This is a genomic window from Haloferax sp. Atlit-10N (genome assembly GCF_003586325.1).
GTDB lineage: Archaea > Halobacteriota > Halobacteria > Halobacteriales > Haloferacaceae > Haloferax > Haloferax prahovense.
This window is the reverse complement of record NZ_PSYX01000003.1, coordinates 284,400-302,759: the sequence shown is the minus strand read 5'-3', so window position 1 is coordinate 302,759 and position 18,360 is coordinate 284,400. Positions and strand designations below refer to the sequence as shown.

Here is an 18,360-nt window from a genome sequence, read left to right as displayed (position 1 = left end):
GCCGAGCGGCGCGGCGACCGGGTGGGAGAGGCGAGACGGCCAAATACTGTGGCGTGCTATCTACTCCTGTGACCGAATCAACGCCGACAATCACCGGGAGCGTCGCCGACGCCCTCGTCTCCACCTGCCGAACGACTCTCGGGGATTCTCTCCGAAGCGTCGTCCACTTCACCCGCGACGACTTCGACGTGCTGTACGTCCGGCGGGACCTCTACGGCGGCGACGAGGCCGCGGCGCGCGCGGCCAAATCCGAACTCGTCGAGAGCGAGCGCACCGGGTTCGGACCGCAGGAAACCTACAACGCCGGCAGGAACGGCGAGCGTCCGGAGTTCGGCGAGTACGAGTTCACCCTTCGCGTCTTCTCTGACGGGTTCGTCGGCCGCGTCGTCGCCGGGGACCGCGGCGTCATCGTCACCACCGACGAACTCGAACTCTCGGAGTTCGAGGAGATGGAAGTCGCGCTCCGTCGGATGCTCGAAACGAACACCGCCGGGTGAACCGACTCGCCGGCGGGCGCGACGACCCTTCGAGCGCTGTCGGTCTCGTTGGTCGGTCGTCCGGTGTCTACGCGCCCTCGACGAGTCGCGCTAGCTGTTCCGGCGGAACTGCACCTCTCGCGGCGTAGCCCTCGTACGCGAACGTTGGGACACCGGTGACGCCGTGTCGCTGGGCCTCACTGAATCGTTCGCGCACTTCGGTCCGAAGCGTTTCGTCGTCGAGCGCGGACGTGACTTCCTCGCCGTCGACGCCCACCGACTCGGCGAGTTCGACGAGTACCGCCTCGTCGCCGATGTCTTTGCCGTCCTGCCAGAGCGCCTCGAAGACCGACTCGTCGAACGCGAGCCACGTCTCGTAGTCGGCGTGTTCCTTCAGGTAGTACGAGACGATTTGCGCCGGAAGCGAGTCCACGTCGGTCCCGAGTTCCAGAGTCATCTCGACGTCGTACCGCTCTTGTAGCCGTCGGACACCCTGTCTCGCTTGCTCGTAGTAGTCCTCGTCTTTTCCGTCGTCGACCGAGAAGTCGATGCTTCCGTCGGGGCGGCGCTTCTGACTCCGCAGGTCGAACGGATGCCAGTCGATATCGAGTTCCTCGTCTCTCGTCTCTTGATACTGCGACAGGGACTGCCTCCCGAGGTAGCAAAAGGGACACACGTAGTCCGAGTAGACCGTTATCGCCTGGTCGGCGTCTGAACTCATGCGTATTTGTCTCTCCTACGGTTACAAAAACGGCGCGGTCGCGGGCGACCAGTTCGAATGCCGACGCTACTGAGTTGCAGAGAGCGAACGGCCGCGAGGAGAGTAGCCGACCGCCTCAGCGTCCGAACAGACGCTGCCTGAGGCTTCGGTCGGTGGCGCGCTCCACCAAGAGAACCGCGTGGTCGGTGTCGTTGACCACGTCGAGGTGCAGCGAGTCGGTCAGGAGTCGAGTGAGAAGGCCCCGTTCGGTCGCTCCCATCAGCACCATCGAGTGGCTGTCGGCCCGGTCGGCGATGGCTCGTTCGATGTCGCCGGAGTCGTCGACGATTCGCGCCGCGTCCTGCAGGCCGTGTTCGGTCGCCCAGTCGGAGAGGAACGCCTCGCCCCGTTCGCGGTCGTCCGGGCCGTCGACGACGTGAAGGAGCGTCACCTCCGACCCGACGGTCGAGTGGAGGGATTTCGCGACTTCGGCGCTGAGCGCCGAGTGGGCGCTATCGACCGTCGGCAAGAGGAGTCGACTGGTGTCGTAGTTCCGGTCGTTGAGGACGAGGAAATCACAGGGCAGGCGACTCGTCAACTCGCTCATCGTCCGCTCTGCACGTCCCCCCGCCCAGATTCGGTCGTTGCTCCAGCCCATGACGACGAGGTCCGCGTCTTTGCGTCGGGCGACGGTGAATATCTCCTCGAACGAGCGGTGTGAGACGACGGTCGACGTCCGGGCTTCGATATCGTAGCCGGCAGCGCGTTCGCGAGCGTCTTCGAGCTGCTCGTTGGAGTGTGCGATAATCCGCTGGTTCTGTGCGGCACCGTAGCGTTGCGAGACGCGCGAGGGGACCTGCACCACGTGGACGATATCGACGATAGCGTCCTCTTTCGACTTCGCGAGCGCGCAGGCGAGTTCGACGACGTGCGACTCGGTCCGCGGATTCGCGATGGGGACGACGACCCGGTAGGAGTCCGGGTGGTCTTCGGTTCCCTCTTCGGTCTCGATGAGCGGGACGTACGACCGTCCCGCGAGCCCACCCAGCACCCACTCGCGAACCGAGAGCTGTCGTTTCGCCCCCTCGAAGCGAGCGGATTCCAACCGGTTTTCCGTCGTCTGGAAGTAGTTGACGACGGTGACGAGGACGACGCCGCCGAAGGTGTTGCCCAACAGCACGGGGACGACGAACTCGGTTAAGCCGACGAGGAACGCCAGCTGGCCGTTCATCACGAGGTAGACCATCTCGGTGTAGGAGACGACGACGTGGAAGAGGCCACCCAGCGGAACCGCGAGGAACGCGAGGTAGACGACGACGAGGCGAGAGATGGTGTCGCGGGCGGCGAAGGTGACCCAAACGACGCCGGCGACGATGAGGCCGGCGAACGCGGCCTTGAAGAAGAGACTCCACCAGGGCGTCTCGACGCCCTTCTGAGCGAGTTCGAGCGCCGCGTTCGCGGCTTCCGGCGAGAGGACGCCGCCGAAGGCGAGGGCGGCCGCACCGAGCGTCCCGCCGAAGAGGTTCCCCGCGAGGACGACGACCCAGTTACGCAAGAGCGCGGGGATACTGGCCAACCGCTCCAGCGTCAACGCGACCGGCGGGAGCGTGTTCTCGGTGTAGAGCTGATAGCCCCCGATGATGATGTAGATGAACCCGAGCGGGTAGAGCATCGCACTTAACACCGGGTCGCCGCCGGTGGACGCTTTCATCGAGACGTAGAGGAGGAACGTGATCGTAATCGCGAAGCCCGCGGCGAGGGCGCTGAAGAACAGTTCCCGCGCGCCGGAGGTTATCTCCTCGTCCGCGGCCGCGACGATGCGCTGGAACACCTCGTCGGACGAAAACCGGTCTCGAACCACCGAACCGACCGCCGGCGCGCCGCTTCGTGACCGTTCGACGGCCTCGCGAACGGATTCGTCGAGCTCCGTCGACTCGGGTTCTGTCATTGAGCGGTGTTTTTCGAATAAACCGTTCTAAACGTACCGGTTCAGGCCGTCTACAACAGTTCGGTCGCGTCGGAAGCGGCCACCCATATATGTTGATCAGCATCGACGGCGTATCCGTACCCATGGCCAACAGACACCACCGCTGCAACCGCTGCGGCCGCGATTTCGACTCCGGGGAGCGACTCGACGAACACGTCGAGCGCCGCCACCCGAAGGAGGACGTCCGCTGGTGGGTCGTCGTCGAAGACCCCGCGAAGGACCGCAAGTTCTCGCGCTGACCGTCCCGACCCGCCGCTCCGTGGTCGCCGGCGACCGCGGGCGACGCCCTCAGCCGAGGTGGCTCTCGAACCAGTCGGCGGCGAGGTCGGCCACCTCGTCCAGTTCGCCCGGCCCCTCGAACAGGTGGCCCGCGCCGTCGATGACCGCCAGCGACTTCTCGCAGTCCAGTCGGTCGAACGCGTCGCGGTTCAGGCTCAAAACCGGCTCGTCGGCACCGCCGACGACGAACAGCGTCGGTGCCGTCACGTCGCCGAGCCGCGACTCCGCGAGGTCGACGCGCCCGCCGCGAGAGACGACCGCGCCGGCGTCGTCGCCGAGGTCGGCAGCCGCGAGGACCGCCGCCGCCGCACCGGTGCTCGACCCGAAGTAGCCGTAGTCGAGGGTGGCGGCGTCGTCGCGGCCGCGGAGCCACTCGGTCGCGCCGAGCAGTCGCTCGGTCAGAAGCGGGATGTCGAACCGCGTCTCGTACGTCTCGTCTTCCGACTCCGTGAGCAGGTCGAAAAGGAGCGTCCCGAGCCCGCGGTCGCGGATGACCTCGGCGACGAAGGTGTTCCGCGGGCTCTTGCGGCTGCTGCCGCTGCCGTGGGCGAACACCACGAGTCCCGACGCCCCGGACGGAACGCGGAGGTCGCCCTCCAGCACCGCGTCGCCGACGGGTATCGAGACGAGGTTCGGCGTCGTGTCGTTCATACGAGACGATACGCTCGAGTCGGGCTTAGACCTGTCTCGACCCGTCGCTTCGCGTGAATCCGCAGTCCGCTCGTTCTGATGGTCATGACTTACACAATTAATGTTAATAGTTCTACGGGAGTACACCCGGACGCCAACCATGGTGAGTGTTACCGACCTACAGACGATGTACGAGCAGATGGTGACCGCTCGGCACTACGAGGAGCGACTGGTGGACGAGTACCTCGTCGGCAAACAGCCGGCGTTCGACATCTCGGCGGGGCCGATTCCCGGCGAACTGCACCTCGCGGCCGGCCACGAGGCGTCCGGGGCGGGCGTCTGCATGCACCTCCGCGACGACGACACGGTGACCGCGCCGCACCGACCGCACCACATCGCCATCGCGAAGGGCGTCGACCTCAAGCGCATGACGGCCGAGATTTTCGGCCGGAAGACGGGGCTGTGCCGCGGGAAGGGCGGCCACATGCACCTGTTCGACCCCGACGTGAACTTCGCGTGTTCGGGCATCATCGCGCAGGGCTGTCCGCCGGCGGTCGGCGCGGCGATGGCCGCGAAAAAGCGGAACACCGACTCGGTCGCCGTCGCCTTCCTCGGCGAGGGCGCTATCGACCAGGGCGGCTTCCTCGAATCGCTGAACCTCGCGGCGGTCCACGACCTCCCGGTCGTCTTCGTCGTCGAGGACAACGACTGGGCGATCAGCATGCCGAAAGACCGCGTGACCGACGTGCAGAACGGCGCACAGCGCGCCGCCGGCTTCGACCTGCCGGGCGTCCGCATCGACTCCGACGACGCCACGGCGGTCTACGAGGCCGCGGGCGAGGCCGTGATGCGCGCCCGCGACGGCAACGGGCCGACGCTCATCGAGGTGCAGGTCCACCGCCGGATGGGTCACTTCATGGGCGACGCCGAGGCGTACCGCCCGGAGGCCGACATCGACCGCGCGAAACAGCGCGACTCCATCGAGCGACTCGCCGAGGACCTCCGCTCGCACGGCGTGACCGACGACGAACTCGACGAGATTCGCGAGCGCGCCCACGAGCGGGTCGAGGAGGCGATTTCGTGGGCCAAAGAACAGCCCGAACCGGACCCGGAGGAGGCGTACGAGAACGTGTTTACGAACCCGCCGGCGCAGGCGGCGACGGACGGCGGGAGCGCGACAGGCGCGTCGGGTGACGCCGACGAGACGGGAGGTGACAACTGATGGCGACCGAATCACGAGACTACACGGAGGCGACCGAGACGGACCGCGAACTGACCATGAGCCGGGCGATGGTGGAAGCCATCGCGTGGGAGATGCGCGAGAACGAGGAGGTGTTCTACATGGGCGAGGACGTCGCCGACTACGGCGGCATCTTCTCCAGTACGACGGGCCTCTTGGACGAGTTCGGTCGCGACCGCGTGATGGACGTTCCCATCAGCGAGACGGCCTACCTCGGCGCGGCCGTCGGGGCCGCACAGGCCGGCATGCGCCCGATTGCCGAACTGATGTTCGTCGACTTCTTCGGCGTCGCCATGGACCAAATCTACAACAACATGGCGAAGAACACCTACATGAGCGGCGGGTCGTTCTCCGTCCCCATGGTGCTGACTACGGCCGTCGGCGGCACCTACAACGACGCCGGCCAGCACTCCCAGACGCTCTACGGGACCTTCGCCCACCTGCCGGGGATGAAAGTCGTCGTCCCCTCGACGGCCTACGACGCCAAGGGGCTGATGCACAGCGCCATCCGCGACGACGACCCGGTCGTCTACATGTTCCACAAGCGCCTCATGGGCCTCGGCTGGATGCCCTCGCCCTCGGGCCCGAAGACTGGGGTTCCCAAGGACGACTACACGATTCCGTTCGGCGAGGCGGACGTGAAGCGCCCCGGCGACGACGTGACCGTGGTCACCCTCGGCCTGCACGTCCACCGGGCGATGGAGGCCGCGGAACAGCTCGACGACGACGGCATCGACGCCGAGGTCATCGACCTCCGGACGCTCGTGCCTCTCGACACCGAGACGGTGCTCGACTCGGTCCGCAAGACCGGCAAACTCCTCGTCGTCGACGAGGACTACCAGTCGTTCGGCGTGACGGGGGAAATCATCGCGCGGGCCGCCGAGGGCGCGCTGGACGACCTCTCGGCCGTCAAGCGTCTCGCCATCCCGGACGTGCCGATTCCTTACGCCCGCTCGCTGGAAGACGAAGTCAACCCCGGCACCGACGACATCGCGGCGGCCGTCCGCGAACTCCACGAATGACGGGAGCGTCGGAACCAGACGGAGGTCGCGCATGACGGACGCCATCGACGTCGATTCGGCGTCTGTCTGGCCCGACGACGCGGACGACGTGGTCGAGGGCTACCTCGCCAACTGGTTCGTCCGCGAGGGCTCGGCGGTCGACGAGGGCGAGACGCTCTGCGAGATACAGGTCGAGAAGGTGAGCATCGACGTGGCCGCGCCGGCGACGGGGACGGTCACGGAGATACTCGTCGCCGAGGGCGGCGACTTCGACCGCGGCGACGTGCTCGCGCGGGTGCAACCGAGCGCCTGAATCGGTCTTTTTTGGTCAGTCGTCGCCCGCCCGGTACGCCTCGCCGAACGCCCGGTCCATCAGCTCTCGGTGGGCCTCTCTGACCCGCTCGTCGTCGCCGGGTCGGCGCTGTTCGTACCGACCGTCGGCGTCCATCACCCAGCGCCGGCGGTTGTCCGACAGGAGCGCGTCGAGGACGGCGTCGAGTTCGGCGCGGTGCTCGGGGTCCTCGACGGGCGCGACGGCCTCGACCCGACGGTCGAGGTTGCGAGTCATCCAGTCCGCGGAACCGACGTAGTAGTCCGGCTCGCCCCCGTTCTCGAAGTAGAAGATACGCGAGTGTTCGAGGAACCGCCCGACGACGCTCGACACCGAGACGTTCTCCGAGAGCCCCTCGATGCCGGGTCTGAGCCGGCAGATGCCCCGGACCACGAGGTCGATATCGACGCCCGCCATCGACGCCTCGTAGAGTTCGCGGACCATCGCGGGGTCTTCGAGGGAGTTCATCTTGGCGACGATGCGGGCGTCGCGGCCGGCGCGGGCGTGGTCGGCCTCCCGGCGGACGAGCCGAGTCATCTCCTCGCGGAGGTTCGTCGGCGCGACCAGCAGTTTCCGGTAGGTCTCCTGCCGCGAGTGGCCGGTGAAGAAGTTGAACAGGCGCACGAGGTCGTGACCGATGTCGGGGTCGGTCGTGAACAGCCCGAGGTCGGTGTAGAGCTTCGCCGTCTGGGAGTGGTAGTTCCCGGTGGCGACGTGGGAGTACAGTCGCACCTCGTCGTCTTCCTCGCGGACGACGAGCGCCGTCTTCGAGTGGGTTTTCAGCCCGATAGTGCCGTAGGCGACGTGGATGCCCTCCTCTTCGAGGCGGCGGACCCACCGGAGGTTGTTCTCTTCGTCGAACCGCGCTTTGAGTTCGACCATCACCGCGACCTGCTTGCCGTTCTTCGCGGCCTCGATGAGCGTCTCGATGACCTCGGAGTCCGGCGCGGTCCGGTAGATGGTGGCTTTGATGGCCAGCACGTCCGGGTCGGCCGCGGCGGCCGCGAGGAACGTTCCCACCGTGCCCGTAAACGAGTGGTACGGGTGGTGGACGAGCACGTCCTTCCGGGCGATTTCGGCGAACACCGACTCGGGGTCGTCGGCGGAGCGCCCGGCGAACCGCGGGTGGGGCTGCGGCGTCCACGGCTCGACTTCGAGTTCCGGGCGGTCGAGGTCGAAAAGCGACGTGAGCGCCCCGTAGTCCAGCGGCAGGTCGCGCTCGAACACCTCGGGGTCGTCCACGTCGAGCTGTTCCGCGAGCAGGTCGCGGACCGCCTCGGGCGTGCCCGACTGGACTTCCAGCCGAACGACCGTGGCGAACCGACGCTGGCGGAGCACGTCCTCTATCGTGGCGATGAGGCCCTCGGCGACCTCCTCGTTCCGGCGGACCTCGGCGTTCCGCGTCACCCTGAACGCCGAGGTGTCGACGACGTCGACGTTCGGAAACAGGAGGTCGATGTTGCGCTCGATGACGGCCACGAGCGGGACGAACCTTACCGGAGCGGCTGAGCCGGCGGATTCGGTGGTGGAGGCATCGGCGACGGTCGCCCCGTCCGCGTCGCCGACGCGCTCGTCGACGTTGACGAGTCGCGGGCGGTTGCCGGGGACCTTGACCCGCGAGAACTTCGTCGGCTCGTCGTCGCCCTCGGTCGTCCGGACCGCGAGCGACAGCGAGAGGTTCGAAATGAACGGGAACGGGTGCGCCGGGTCGAACGTCAGGGGCGTGAGCGTCGGCAGGACCGAGGCCTCGAAGTAGTCGCGGAGCGCCGCCCGCTCGTCGGGCGCGAGGTCGTCGTAGCCGACGATTTCGATGCCCGCGTCGGCGAGCGCGGGTCGGACGAGGTCGTGAAAGCAGGCCGACTGCCGGTCGAGCAGGTCGCGGGCGCGGTCGAGGACGAGCGACCACTGTCGGCTCGGCGTCCGACCGTCGGGCGACAGTTCGCTCACGCCGGCGGCCATCTGCTGTTTCAGGCCGCCGACGCGCTTCATGAAGAACTCGTCGAGGTTCGAGGTGAGAATCGAGAGGAACTTGACGCGCTCGAAAAGCGGGTTGCGGTCGTCGACCGCCTCGTGGAGGACGCGCTCGTGGAAGGCGAGTTCGCTGAGTTCGCGGTTGAGGTACAGCGCGGGGTCGGTGAGGTCGGCGTCGGCTGAGGTCGACTCACCGTCTCCGCGCTCGCGGACGCGGACCGGCGCGGTCGTCTGACTCTGCCGGGCCTGCGAGTCGCCGCCGCGAGCCTCGTCGTCGGACATGTGCTGAGAGGAGATGGTTCGGCGGCGACCTTTAGTTCGCCGCCTCCGCCCCGGCGCGGCTCAGACCAGCGCGGGCTGGCGCGGTTCGAGAATCTTCGAGTCCTTGCGTGACTCGTGGGTGACCTCGGACTCGACGGCGACGAGTTCGTCGGCGCGGAGGTCGTAGGCCGTGAGCGCGCCGCCGTAGACCGCGCCCGTGTCGAGACCCATCGCGTGCTCGAAGACGGCGGGGTGGGCCATGACGGTGTGACCGAAGAAGACGCGCTCGGGGCCCTCGTAGTGTTCGAACCAGAACGGGCCGTCGTAGCTGTCGCCGGGGTTCATCGCCCGGGTGTTTTCGAGGGCGTCGATGTCGTGTTCGGACAGCGGTTTCTCGGGGTGGATGCCGCCGTGGACGACGATGGCCCCGTCCCACGTGATGGCGACCGGGAGGTTCGAAATCCACTCGAGGTCGTCGTCGGTCAGCGCGTCTATCTCCTTCGTGCCCCGGATGAGCTTTTCTTCGTTGTTGCCGCGGACGGTCAGGAAGTTGTCGCGCTCGCGGACGTAGTCCACGACGCCCTTGCTGTCCGGCCCCTTCCGCACGAGGTCGCCGACGAAGACGACGAGGTCGTCCTCGGACGGGTCGAGCCGATCGACGAGGCGTTCGAGCGCCGGCAGACACCCGTGTACGTCGCCGACGACGTACACGTCGTCCCAGTCGTCGATGTCGACTCGAAGGTGTTGCTCGGCGACGTCGGGATGGAAGGATGGGACACTCATTGGAAACGTTCTCTCCTGTTTCTGAGCACGGCTACCTAAGAAAGGGTTGCTAGTTTCGGAATGTTGTGCTATATAGACATGAGAGCATTTGTCTCGCATGGTGTCCGAGTCGGCTGCGGCGGCCCGCGCTCAGTCGCCGGCCATCCCGCAATCGCTTTCCGGCGCGGCCGCGAAGTCGCGACCATGAGCATCGGACCCCTCGACGACGAGACGGTCGAGAAGTATCGAGAGGCAGGGGAGGTCCTGCGCACGGTGCTGGACGAGTCGGCCGAGATGGTCGAACCCGGCGTCACCCACCTCGAAGTCGCCGAGTACGCCGAAGGTCGCATCCGCGAACTCGCCGACGGCTGCGCCTTTCCGGTCAACATCAGCGTCAACGAGGAGGCGTCGCACGCCAGCCCCGGCCGCGACGACGACACCGTGTTCGGCGAGGACATGGTCTGTCTCGACGTCGGCGTCCACGTCGACGGCTACATCGCCGACTCCGCCGTGACCGTCGACCTCTCGGGCAACGACGAACTCGTCGAGTCCGCCGAAGAGGCGCTCGACGCCGCCCTCGACATGGTCGAAGCGGGCGCACACACCGGGAAAATCGGCGCGGAAATCGAGGACGTGATTCGCGGCTACGGCTACACGCCCGTCCTCAATCTCTCGGGCCACGGCGTCGAACAGTGGGACGCCCACACCGACCCGACCATCCCGAACCGCGGCGCAGAGCGCGGCGTCGAACTCGAAGTCGGCGACGTGGTCGCCATCGAACCGTTCGCCACCGACGGCTCCGGCAAGGTCACCGAGGGCTCGAAAAACGAGATTTACAGCCTCGTCAACGACCGCTCGGTCCGCGACCGCATGTCGCGCAAACTGCTCGACGAGGTCCGCGAGAAGTACAAACTGCTCCCCTTCGCGGGTCGCTGGTTCGAGGGCGGCCGCTCCGAGATGGCCATCCGCCGGCTCGAACAACAGGGCATCCTGCGCGGCTACCCCGTCCTGAAAGAAGAGGAGGGCGCGCTGGTCGGACAGGCCGAAGACACCATCATCGTCACCGAAGACGGCTACGAGAACCTCACGCGGTAATCGGACGAAGTCGGGGTCGGCGTCGGGCTCGAGGTCGGTATCGACCGCTCCGAGACCGAAACGGCTTGCACGTCCGGTCCCGTTGGGCCGCCATGGACCAACTGTTCGCCCCGTGGCGCATCGAGTGGGTCGCCCGCGACGACGACCAAGACGCGGCCGACGCCGACGACCCGGACGACGACCGCTGTCCCTTCTGTGCGCTCCCCGAACGCGACGACGACAGGGAGAGCAAAATCGTCGCTCGCTCCCCGCACTCGTTCGTCCTCCTGAACAACTACCCCTACGCGCCGGGCCACGTCATGGTCATCCCGTACCGCCACACCGGCGAGTTCGCCGCCCTCTCCGACGCGGAGCTCCTCGACCACGCGCGGCTCAAATCGAAGACGCTCGCCGCGTTGGACGCCGCCTTCGACCCCGACGGCTGCAACGCGGGCGAGAACCTCGGCGGGTCGGCCGCCGGCGGCTCCATCGACGACCACCTCCACACCCACGTCGTCCCGCGGTGGAGCGGCGACACGAACTTCATGCCGGTCATCTCCGACACGAAAGTGCTCGTGCAGGCCCTCGACGACTCCTACGACCAACTTCACGAGGCGTTCGCCGGCCTCGACGGCGCGGTCGTCGACGGCGACGACGACGCGGTTCACTTCGGATTAGACTGACTCTAAAACTCGCATCAAGTGCATCTAATGGGCCGCTCCGGCCCGAAGCGCATTTGAACCCCACTCCCGAAAGCCACGGTAATGGAGCGAAAGCGGGCCATCCGTCGAGTCGGATTCGTCGTCCTCGTGGCGAACCTGCTTCTCGTCCTCGGGAAGGGCGGCGTGTGGTGGACGACCGGGAGTCTGGCCCTCGGGTCCGAGGCGGTCAACAGCCTCGCGGACGTTGTCTACAGCACCATCATCCTCGGCGGCCTCTACCTGACGACGAAGCCGCCGGACTGGGAACACCCCCACGGCCACGAGCGCATCGAGCCGTTCATCTCGCTTTTCGTCGCGGTCGGCATCTTCGCCGCCGGCGGGGCGATTCTCTGGCAGAGCACGTCCAGCATCCTCGCCGGAACCTACGGCGGAGACGCGGGGATGCTCGGCGTCGTCGTCCTCGTCGTCGCGGCGGCGGCCAAGTACGTCCTCTACCGCTACTGCTACTCGGTCGGCCGCGAGCAGAACTCGCCCGCGCTCGTCGCCGCCGGCGTCGACAACCGAAACGACATCCTCACCGCTGGGGCGGCGCTCGTCGGCGTGATTGGCGGGCAGTTCGGCTACCCAATCTTGGACCCGCTGGCCGCCATGGTCGTCTCCATCGGCATCGTCTACACCGGCTACGAAATCGTCCGCGACAACGTGAACTACCTCGTCGGGGCCGCCCCGCCGGAGTACCTCCGGGCGCTCATCGTCCAGACCGCCCTGTCGCACCCCGACGTCTACGGCGCACACGACGTGGTCGCCCACTACGTCGGCCCCGAAATCGACGTGAGCCTCCACATCGAGGTCGAAGGCGACATGACGATTACCGAGGCCCACGACATCGAGACGTGGGTCGTCCAGGCGATTCGGAACATCGACGAGGTCGACGACGTGTTCGTCCACATCGACCCGCGGGAACTCGGCGAGTGGAAGGAAGACGACGAGACGGACCGCTACACCATGTTCTCGCCCGACGGCGGCGACGGTCGCTGACGCGTCGGGGGGTGTTCAGAACAGTTTCTCGGCTTCCAGCCGTAGCGCTCCGAGGTACGGCACGTGGAACTGGCCTTTCGCCCGCACCCAGTCGGGGCGGACCGGCACGGCGATACCCTGCGCTTGGTCGTAGTAGTCGTTGTTGTCCCCGCGGGTGACGTAGCCGGCGTGCGGCGCGGGACAGTTCAGAAGCTCCGCACAGGAGCCCGCGCCGCTCACGTAGGACTCGTTGGCCCGGTCGTACCAGTTCTCGCCCTCCTCGACCCAGAAGACGGCGCGGTGGATGATGGGTGTGGGGTGCGACGGCGCGTCGTAGACGACGACGTCGCCCGGCCCACCGAGCCGTCCGTAGCCCTCGCTCGCGTTGGCCGTGACGACGCCGTAGTCGTCGGCCGCGGGGCCGCCGTAGCGACCCTCCGCGGTCACGACGACGAGGTCGCCGCGTTCGAGCGTGGGTTGCATGCTCCCGCTCTCGATGGCGACCATCGGGGGCCACACGCCGCTCACCGCGAAGAGCACCGCGCCGACCGCGACGACGATAGCGACCGTCTCCAGCGCGTCTCTCGCGAGTGTTCGGGGCTCCGATGGGCTGTCGTCGGACACGGGTGCTGTCACCCCGCGGGTCGCTATCAATCTGTTGCTGGGTTCGGCGGAGAGAAACCGTTAGGACCGGGCGGCGCGACGGCCGAATCGTGACCGACGACTACCGCCTCGTCCCCGAGTTTCCCGACCCCGAAACGTACGTCGCCCTCCGCGACGCCGCCGGAATGCCTCCCCGGTCGCTCGCGGCCGCCGAGCGCGGCGTTCCGAACACGACGTTCGGCGTGCGCGTCGTCTTCGACGGCGGTGACCGCGATGGCGACGCTGACGTGGCCCGTGGCGGCGACGACTCGGACGAGCTCGTCGTCGGCATGGGTCGGCTCGTCGGCGACGGCGGCACCGTCTTTCAGGTCGTCGACGTGGCGGTTCACCCCGACCATCAGGGCCGCGGGCTCGGCACCCGCGTGATGGACGCGCTCGTGGACTACCTCGACCGCGAGGCCCCGCCGTCGGCGTTCGTGAACCTCCTGGCCGACGTGGACGGCTACTACGAGCGCTGGGGGTTCGAACCGACCGCGCCGGCGTCCAAAGGGATGTTTCTCCGGGTCGGCGAGGACGGCGTTCGGGGGCGCGACGAGCGCTGAGAAACGAGTGCGGTCGGCGGGGAATCGGCGGGGAATCGACCGCTTAGGCAGCGGTGGGCTCGCGCGGGTCGGGCTGTGCCTCGACCGGTTCGGCGAAGGCGTAGACGGTCTGGTGGGCGGTCACCTTCACGCGGGCGAAGTCGCCGGGTTCGAGGCCGTGTTCGGTCGCGTTCTGGACGATTATCTGTCGGTAGGCCTCGTCGCGGCACTTCACGGAATCGCCGGTGCCCTCCTCGACGACGAGCACCTCGCGCTCCGTGCCGACCATCTCGTCGTAGGCGGCGGCGACGATGTCCATCTTCGCCTCGGACATCTCCTTGGAGCGCTCCTTTTTGAGCGTCCCGCCGAGGCCCTTCAGGTCGGCGGCGTCGGTACCGGGGCGCTTCGAAAAGCGCGTGACGTTGACCTTCTCGGGGCGAATCTCGCGGAGCAGCTCCATCGACCGCTCGTGGTCCTCGTCGGTCTCGGTCGGGTAGCCGACGATAAAGTCGGTCGAGAGCGTCCAGTACGCAAGCTCCCGGTCGAACGTCTCGACGATTTCTCTGAACTTGTCGACGCGGTGCTGGCGACGCATGTGTTCGAGCACCTCGTCGGAGCCGGACTGCACCGGCGCGTGGATGAAGTTGTAGAGCTTGTCGTGTTCGGCGAACACGCCGGCGAGTTCCTCGCGGATGCCGTGGACGCCGCCGGGGTTGGCCATGCCGACGCGGACGCGGAACTCGCCGTCGATTTCGGTGCAGATGCGGTCCAGTAGCTCGGGGAGCTTCCGGTCGCCCTTGTCCCAGCCGTAGACGCCGGTGTCCTGGCCCGTGATGCGGAGTTCCTTCGCGCCGGCGTGGACGAGCGCCCGCGCCTTCTCGACGTTCTCGTCGACCGACGGGGAATCGACCCGGCCGGTGGCGAACTTCGTGATGCAGTACGAGCAGTTCGACATACAGCCGCGGGCGATTGGCAGGATGCCGACGACGCCGTCCAAGACGGGTTCGACGCCGGGGCCGGGAGTGGGACACTCGCCGTTGGTGACGGCGGTCGGCACGTCGTCCCAGTGGAGAATCTGGGCGTCGATGCCCTCCTCACGGAAGTCGTTGCCCTGCGCGAGCGCCATGCAGCCGGTGATGATGAGGTCCGCCGTCTCCGACTCCAGCTCTTTGGCCCGACGGAGCATGTTCCGCTCCGTCTTCTCCACGACCGTACAGGTGTTCATGATGGCGACATCGGCCTCCTCGGGCCCGTCGACGCGGTAGTGACCGGCGTCGCGGAGCGCGCTCTCGATGGCGCGGCTCTCGCCGCGATTCGAGGTGCAGCCGTATGTCTCGATGTGGTATCGGGCCATTCGGTTATCCCACATACCGGGTCAGCGGGCAAAAACGCCGCGGTCTCCCCCGAGACCGCCGGCGTCCACGGCCCGTGATATCGTCTCCCGAGTGCTTCGCCCGCTCGACGCGGATGCCGACAAGCCAACGAACGCCGACGAACACGGCGGGCGGAGCGTCGCACCGACCGGACGCTCCGTCGCCGATGAGTCTCGTGTCGGCCGTATCATCCGCCCGAGGACGAATATAATTCATTACCTCAAGAGTTGTATTTAGATTCGCTATGAAGTTCAACATGCGCGCCATCGCCTACGGGTTCATCGCGACCGTAGTCGTCGGCATCCTCGGAGGCCTCACGGTTCCCTTCACGAACGTCACGCTTCCCACGGTCGGCTACGTCCTCACGGGTATCATCGGCGGTCTCGTCGCCGGCTACCTCGTCACGACCGGCATGGCCGACGGTGCGCTCAACGGCCTCGTCGGCACGACGCTGGGCGCGATTATCGTCGCCATCGGCCTCGTGATTATGAACGTCCTGTTCGCGGGCGCGTTCTTCGGCCTGACCGTGTTCGCCGCGGCCGTCGTCGTCATCGCCCTCGCGGGCATCCCCGGCGCTATCGGCGGTGCGGTCGGCAGCATGCTCCACGACCGCTCGGCTGCCCGCCGCACCAGACCCGCGGCCTGAGCCGACCCGGCCCCGGTTCCTGCTTTTCGTCCGCGTTTCGCCTTCCTCCCGCGCCCTCACGCTCCCTTTCACTTCCTTTCACCCCCTCTCACTTTCGCGCCCTCGCCACCGCTCCCGGCGAAAAGTTACTTGTCACGGTGTTGTGCAGTTGTGATAGATGCGTTCCCGCAGGACACCGCCCGGTTCGCCCTCCGCCCACGACTCGGGCTCGACCGACAGCGACGCTTCGTCCGCCGCTCACAGTCCGTCTTCCGTCGGTTCTCCACGCCGCCGCGACGTACTTCGACTACTCGGGTCGGGTGCGGCCGTCGGCCTCGCCGGTTGCCTCGGCGGCGACGAACAGACCGACGACGACTCCGCCGAGGGCGTCCGCTTCGAAAGCGGCTGGCGGACCTACGCCCACGACGACGCCAACACCGCGTACCTCCGCGAGGGGACTCCCATCTCCGAGCCGACCATCGAATACGAACCCGATTTCGGGATGGACTCCACCGAGCCCGTCGTCGCCGACGGAGTGGGCTACACGCCCGGCGACCCGATGCGAGTAATCGCCCCGGCCGCCGGCGAGGAGTTGTGGGCCGCACAGGGCGAGCGTTGGACCGCTCCCGTCGTCCTCGACGGCGTCGTCTACTCGCTCGGCACGACGGTCCACGGGCCGAACCGGCTCGCGCTCTACCACGCCCGTTCGGGTCGGCTGTTCCGAACTATCGAACTCCCGGGCCGTCCGCAGACGCCGCCGGCGTTCTCCAACGACCGCGAGACGCTGTTTCTCGGCCTCGACGACGAGCGCGTCTGCGCGGTCGACATCGACTCCGGAGAAGTCAACTGGACGCGGTCGCTGTTCGGCGCGGTTCGGCGTCCCCTCGCGGTCAACCTCCATTCGCTCTTCGTGGTCACCGAGGGACAGCGGCTCTACTGCCTCGGCACGGACGGCAGCCCCTTCTGGCAGGTCTCGACCGAAACGGTCGAGGCCGTCGCGCCGGTCGTCGGCGACGAGCGGGTGTACATCGCGGGCTGGGACCGAATCGCCGCGCTCGAACGGCGAAACGGCGACGTGGTCTGGGAGGACGACCGCGGCGTCCACAAGCGACTCGCGTTCGACGGCGAGCGCCTCTACGCCGCCCGCGGGTCGCTCCGGGCGCTCGACAGCGCGACCGGCGAAGAGCGGTGGAAGTACGACCCGCGAGAGACCGTCTCCGCCGCGAGCATCGTCGGCGACACGGTCTACGTCGGCACCGGGCAGGGCGAACTCGTCGCCCTGAATCGAACCGGCGACCGCGGCCTCTTCGGCGACCGCGAGCGCTGGTCGATTTCGCTCGGCCGCAACGTCGGCCACTCGCTGGCCGCGACCAACCGGCGCGTGTTCTGCCCGCTCGTCCGCGACGACGGCCTGTTCAGCCTGACCGTCGTCGGCGACGCCGACCCCGACGCGTCGACCGCGGGAACGACCGCTGCTGCGGGGACGAACGCGACCGCGAGGACAGCCGCGGACGCTGGAGGTTCGGAGTCGTGACGGAACCCGACGCGGACCTATCCAGACGAACGTTCCTCGGAGCCCTCGGAATCGGCGCGGCCGCCGGTCTCGCGGGCTGTGTCGGCGGCGACGAGGGCTCCACCGGCGACGGCCGCGCCGACTGGCCGCACCCGTACTTCTCGCCCGAGGGGACTGGCTACAACCCCCGTTCGACCGGACCGGCCTCGAAGCCGAGCGAGTCGTGGGGCGTCGAGGTCAACGGTATCGAACTGGCGCGCCCGGTCGTGTTCGGCGAGACGGTCTACCTCGCGACCAGCGAGCGCCTCCGAGCGTTTTCGGTCGCCGACGGCACCGAACTGTGGTCGGTCGAAAGCGACCCCCAGAGCGGCTTCCGCTCGTCGGTGACGGTCGATTCGGAGCGCGTCTACATCGGCCACGTCGGGACCAAAACCGGCGTGCTCGCGTACACCCACGACGGCGAAGAAGCGTGGCACGCGCCGACCGAGTCGAGCGTCTGGGCACCCGTCGTCAGACCCGAACCGGACCGCGACCGCCTCTACGTCTCTGACACCGCGGGGAACCTCTACCGCGTCCGCGCCAGCGACGGGACCGTCGAGTGGCGCGAGGAGGTGTTCGGCGCGGTCCGGTCCCTCGCGGCCCGGTACGACACCGTCGTCGCCGGCACGGAGGGCGGCGAAGTGTTCACATTCCAAGACGAGGGCGTCGAGCGCGGCGCGACCGGGCAGTGGCGAACCAAACTCCCCGGCGGCGTGCAGTCGCTCGCAGTCGCCCAGTCGAACGACGTGTTCGCCGGCTTCTTCGGCGCGGGCGTCGCCCGGCTCAGAGGCGGCCTCCGCGCCGGTGCGGTGGACTGGCACCGCGAACACCCCTCCCCGCACGGTTCGCTCGTCGTCGGCCCTCGACGCGTCTTTTCGACCGACGGGACCGGCCTCGACGCCTTCGACAGGCGCGAGGGGTCGCCCGCGTGGCAGGCCGGCGACGACTTCTTCGCCCCGCCCGCCGGTGCCGGCGACACGATATTCGTCTCGGACACGAGCGACGACGGCCGCGTCGTCGCCTACGATGCCGGGGGCGGCGTCGGCCTCGACGACACCCGAATCGGGGCCGAGCGCTGGCGGTACGAACTCGCGGGCGGCGCGCTGACCGGCCCGACGCCGGCGGGCGACGCGCTGTTCGTACTCGAATCCGGCGGCGACGACGGGCCGCGACGGCTCGTCGCGTTGCGAGCCGAGTAACAGAAGAGTGCGAGGGCGGTCGTCCGAAAGAACCGC

19 protein-coding genes are annotated in these 18,360 nt (G+C 67.8%); 12 read left to right on the top strand and 7 right to left on the bottom strand.

Annotated features, from left to right (window positions below; genetic code table 11):
- Positions 1 to 68: 68 nt before the first annotated feature.
- On the top strand, positions 69 to 497 hold the full coding sequence (locus tag C5B91_RS12260) for a hypothetical protein (RefSeq protein ID WP_115819391.1): 429 nt from the start codon (positions 69 to 71) through the stop codon (positions 495 to 497).
- 67 nt (positions 498 to 564) lie between these two features.
- Here C5B91_RS12260 and C5B91_RS12255 read toward each other — a convergent pair whose 3' ends face one another.
- Together C5B91_RS12255 and C5B91_RS12250 are read right to left on the bottom strand one after the other, a co-directional pair.
- Complete coding sequence (locus tag C5B91_RS12255; RefSeq protein WP_115819390.1) at positions 565 to 1,197, bottom strand: DsbA family protein; 633 nt, start codon at positions 1,195 to 1,197, stop codon at positions 565 to 567.
- A 115-nt stretch (positions 1,198 to 1,312) separates the two neighbouring features.
- Positions 1,313 to 3,124, bottom strand: a complete 1,812-nt coding sequence (locus C5B91_RS12250) for a formate/nitrite transporter family protein (RefSeq protein ID WP_008095235.1) — start codon at positions 3,122 to 3,124, stop codon at positions 1,313 to 1,315.
- Between the two features lie 122 nt (positions 3,125 to 3,246).
- Between C5B91_RS12250 and C5B91_RS22440 the strand changes: the two genes are divergently transcribed.
- Complete coding sequence (locus tag C5B91_RS22440) at positions 3,247 to 3,402, top strand: hypothetical protein (protein WP_008095233.1); 156 nt, start codon at positions 3,247 to 3,249, stop codon at positions 3,400 to 3,402.
- Between the two features lie 49 nt (positions 3,403 to 3,451).
- Here the strand turns inward: C5B91_RS22440 and C5B91_RS12245 are convergent, their stop codons facing one another.
- On the bottom strand, positions 3,452 to 4,093 hold the full coding sequence (locus tag C5B91_RS12245; protein ID WP_115819389.1) for a dienelactone hydrolase family protein: 642 nt from the start codon (positions 4,091 to 4,093) through the stop codon (positions 3,452 to 3,454).
- Positions 4,094 to 4,259: 166 nt separating this feature from the next.
- On the opposite strand from C5B91_RS12245, the gene C5B91_RS12240 reads away from it, so the two are divergent.
- Genes C5B91_RS12240 through C5B91_RS12230 form a run of 3 tightly spaced genes read left to right on the top strand, consistent with a single transcriptional unit; the run spans position 4,260 to position 6,626 of the window.
- Positions 4,260 to 5,294, top strand: coding sequence for a thiamine pyrophosphate-dependent dehydrogenase E1 component subunit alpha (locus tag C5B91_RS12240; protein WP_115819783.1), 1,035 nt, complete (start codon positions 4,260 to 4,262; stop codon positions 5,292 to 5,294).
- Positions 5,294 to 6,334 (top strand): alpha-ketoacid dehydrogenase subunit beta, encoded by a 1,041-nt coding sequence (locus C5B91_RS12235; RefSeq protein WP_004974849.1) that lies wholly within the window; start codon positions 5,294 to 5,296, stop codon positions 6,332 to 6,334. Before C5B91_RS12240 ends, C5B91_RS12235 begins: the two co-directional genes overlap by 1 nt.
- Positions 6,335 to 6,365: 31 nt before the next feature.
- Positions 6,366 to 6,626 (top strand): lipoyl domain-containing protein, encoded by a 261-nt coding sequence (locus tag C5B91_RS12230; RefSeq protein WP_008095224.1) that lies wholly within the window; start codon positions 6,366 to 6,368, stop codon positions 6,624 to 6,626.
- A gap of 15 nt (positions 6,627 to 6,641) precedes the next feature.
- Here the strand turns inward: C5B91_RS12230 and ppk1 are convergent, their stop codons facing one another.
- Both ppk1 and C5B91_RS12220 read right to left on the bottom strand, forming a co-directional pair.
- A complete protein-coding gene (gene ppk1, locus C5B91_RS12225; RefSeq protein ID WP_115819388.1) occupies positions 6,642 to 8,897 on the bottom strand; it encodes a polyphosphate kinase 1 in 2,256 nt (751 codons plus the stop codon).
- Between the two features lie 60 nt (positions 8,898 to 8,957).
- Positions 8,958 to 9,659, bottom strand: coding sequence for a metallophosphoesterase family protein (locus C5B91_RS12220; protein WP_008095220.1), 702 nt, complete (start codon positions 9,657 to 9,659; stop codon positions 8,958 to 8,960).
- A 183-nt stretch (positions 9,660 to 9,842) separates the two neighbouring features.
- Here C5B91_RS12220 and map point away from each other — a divergent pair, with 183 nt between their 5' ends.
- From map to C5B91_RS12205, 3 genes are all read left to right on the top strand, one after another.
- A complete protein-coding gene (map, locus tag C5B91_RS12215; protein WP_004974836.1) occupies positions 9,843 to 10,733 on the top strand; it encodes a type II methionyl aminopeptidase in 891 nt (296 codons plus the stop codon).
- A 92-nt stretch (positions 10,734 to 10,825) separates the two neighbouring features.
- Positions 10,826 to 11,395: an HIT domain-containing protein gene (locus C5B91_RS12210; protein ID WP_008095217.1), complete on the top strand. Its 570-nt coding sequence runs from the start codon at positions 10,826 to 10,828 to the stop codon at positions 11,393 to 11,395.
- A gap of 81 nt (positions 11,396 to 11,476) precedes the next feature.
- Positions 11,477 to 12,412 carry a cation diffusion facilitator family transporter gene (locus C5B91_RS12205; RefSeq protein ID WP_049967768.1) on the top strand — a complete coding sequence of 312 codons (936 nt, stop codon included), beginning with the start codon at positions 11,477 to 11,479 and terminating at the stop codon, positions 12,410 to 12,412.
- A 15-nt stretch (positions 12,413 to 12,427) separates the two neighbouring features.
- Here the strand turns inward: C5B91_RS12205 and C5B91_RS12200 are convergent, their stop codons facing one another.
- Positions 12,428 to 13,015, bottom strand: coding sequence for a S26 family signal peptidase (locus C5B91_RS12200; protein WP_115819387.1), 588 nt, complete (start codon positions 13,013 to 13,015; stop codon positions 12,428 to 12,430).
- Between the two features lie 89 nt (positions 13,016 to 13,104).
- On the opposite strand from C5B91_RS12200, the gene C5B91_RS12195 reads away from it, so the two are divergent.
- Positions 13,105 to 13,596 carry a GNAT family N-acetyltransferase gene (locus tag C5B91_RS12195; protein ID WP_049967770.1) on the top strand — a complete coding sequence of 164 codons (492 nt, stop codon included), beginning with the start codon at positions 13,105 to 13,107 and terminating at the stop codon, positions 13,594 to 13,596.
- A gap of 43 nt (positions 13,597 to 13,639) precedes the next feature.
- Here C5B91_RS12195 and C5B91_RS12190 read toward each other — a convergent pair whose 3' ends face one another.
- Positions 13,640 to 14,929, bottom strand: coding sequence for a tRNA (N(6)-L-threonylcarbamoyladenosine(37)-C(2))-methylthiotransferase (locus C5B91_RS12190; RefSeq protein WP_008095208.1), 1,290 nt, complete (start codon positions 14,927 to 14,929; stop codon positions 13,640 to 13,642).
- Positions 14,930 to 15,192: 263 nt separating this feature from the next.
- On the opposite strand from C5B91_RS12190, the gene C5B91_RS12185 reads away from it, so the two are divergent.
- The 3 genes from C5B91_RS12185 (at position 15,193) to C5B91_RS12175 (ending at position 18,324) form a co-directional block, all read left to right on the top strand.
- Positions 15,193 to 15,594, top strand: coding sequence for a DUF5518 domain-containing protein (locus C5B91_RS12185; RefSeq protein ID WP_049967771.1), 402 nt, complete (start codon positions 15,193 to 15,195; stop codon positions 15,592 to 15,594).
- Between the two features lie 157 nt (positions 15,595 to 15,751).
- Positions 15,752 to 17,107: a PQQ-binding-like beta-propeller repeat protein gene (locus tag C5B91_RS12180; protein ID WP_115819386.1), complete on the top strand. Its 1,356-nt coding sequence runs from the start codon at positions 15,752 to 15,754 to the stop codon at positions 17,105 to 17,107.
- The gene (locus C5B91_RS12175; RefSeq protein WP_008095204.1) at positions 17,104 to 18,324 is read left to right on the top strand and encodes a PQQ-binding-like beta-propeller repeat protein; all 1,221 of its coding nucleotides are present in this window, start codon (positions 17,104 to 17,106) and stop codon (positions 18,322 to 18,324) included. The genes C5B91_RS12180 and C5B91_RS12175 overlap by 4 nt, the downstream gene beginning before the upstream one ends.
- The last annotated feature ends 36 nt before the right edge of the window (positions 18,325 to 18,360 follow it).

What these genes read in the sequence shown, in the direction of transcription:
- C5B91_RS12245 (WP_115819389.1), bottom strand. Translation starts at nt 4,093, where the DNA reads ATGAACGACACGACGCCGAACCTCGTCTCGATACCCGTCGGCGACGCG.
- C5B91_RS12220 (WP_008095220.1), bottom strand. Translation starts at nt 9,659, where the DNA reads ATGAGTGTCCCATCCTTCCATCCCGACGTCGCCGAGCAACACCTTCGA.
- C5B91_RS12230 (WP_008095224.1), top strand. Translation starts at nt 6,366, where the DNA reads ATGACGGACGCCATCGACGTCGATTCGGCGTCTGTCTGGCCCGACGAC.
- ppk1 (WP_115819388.1), bottom strand. Translation starts at nt 8,897, where the DNA reads ATGTCCGACGACGAGGCTCGCGGCGGCGACTCGCAGGCCCGGCAGAGT.
- C5B91_RS12250 (WP_008095235.1), bottom strand. Translation starts at nt 3,124, where the DNA reads ATGACAGAACCCGAGTCGACGGAGCTCGACGAATCCGTTCGCGAGGCC.
- C5B91_RS12180 (WP_115819386.1), top strand. Translation starts at nt 15,752, where the DNA reads ATGCGTTCCCGCAGGACACCGCCCGGTTCGCCCTCCGCCCACGACTCG.
- C5B91_RS22440 (WP_008095233.1), top strand. Translation starts at nt 3,247, where the DNA reads ATGGCCAACAGACACCACCGCTGCAACCGCTGCGGCCGCGATTTCGAC.
- C5B91_RS12210 (WP_008095217.1), top strand. Translation starts at nt 10,826, where the DNA reads ATGGACCAACTGTTCGCCCCGTGGCGCATCGAGTGGGTCGCCCGCGAC.
- C5B91_RS12205 (WP_049967768.1), top strand. Translation starts at nt 11,477, where the DNA reads ATGGAGCGAAAGCGGGCCATCCGTCGAGTCGGATTCGTCGTCCTCGTG.
- C5B91_RS12185 (WP_049967771.1), top strand. Translation starts at nt 15,193, where the DNA reads ATGAAGTTCAACATGCGCGCCATCGCCTACGGGTTCATCGCGACCGTA.
- C5B91_RS12190 (WP_008095208.1), bottom strand. Translation starts at nt 14,929, where the DNA reads ATGGCCCGATACCACATCGAGACATACGGCTGCACCTCGAATCGCGGC.
- C5B91_RS12240 (WP_115819783.1), top strand. Translation starts at nt 4,260, where the DNA reads ATGTACGAGCAGATGGTGACCGCTCGGCACTACGAGGAGCGACTGGTG.
- map (WP_004974836.1), top strand. Translation starts at nt 9,843, where the DNA reads ATGAGCATCGGACCCCTCGACGACGAGACGGTCGAGAAGTATCGAGAG.
- C5B91_RS12235 (WP_004974849.1), top strand. Translation starts at nt 5,294, where the DNA reads ATGGCGACCGAATCACGAGACTACACGGAGGCGACCGAGACGGACCGC.
- C5B91_RS12255 (WP_115819390.1), bottom strand. Translation starts at nt 1,197, where the DNA reads ATGAGTTCAGACGCCGACCAGGCGATAACGGTCTACTCGGACTACGTG.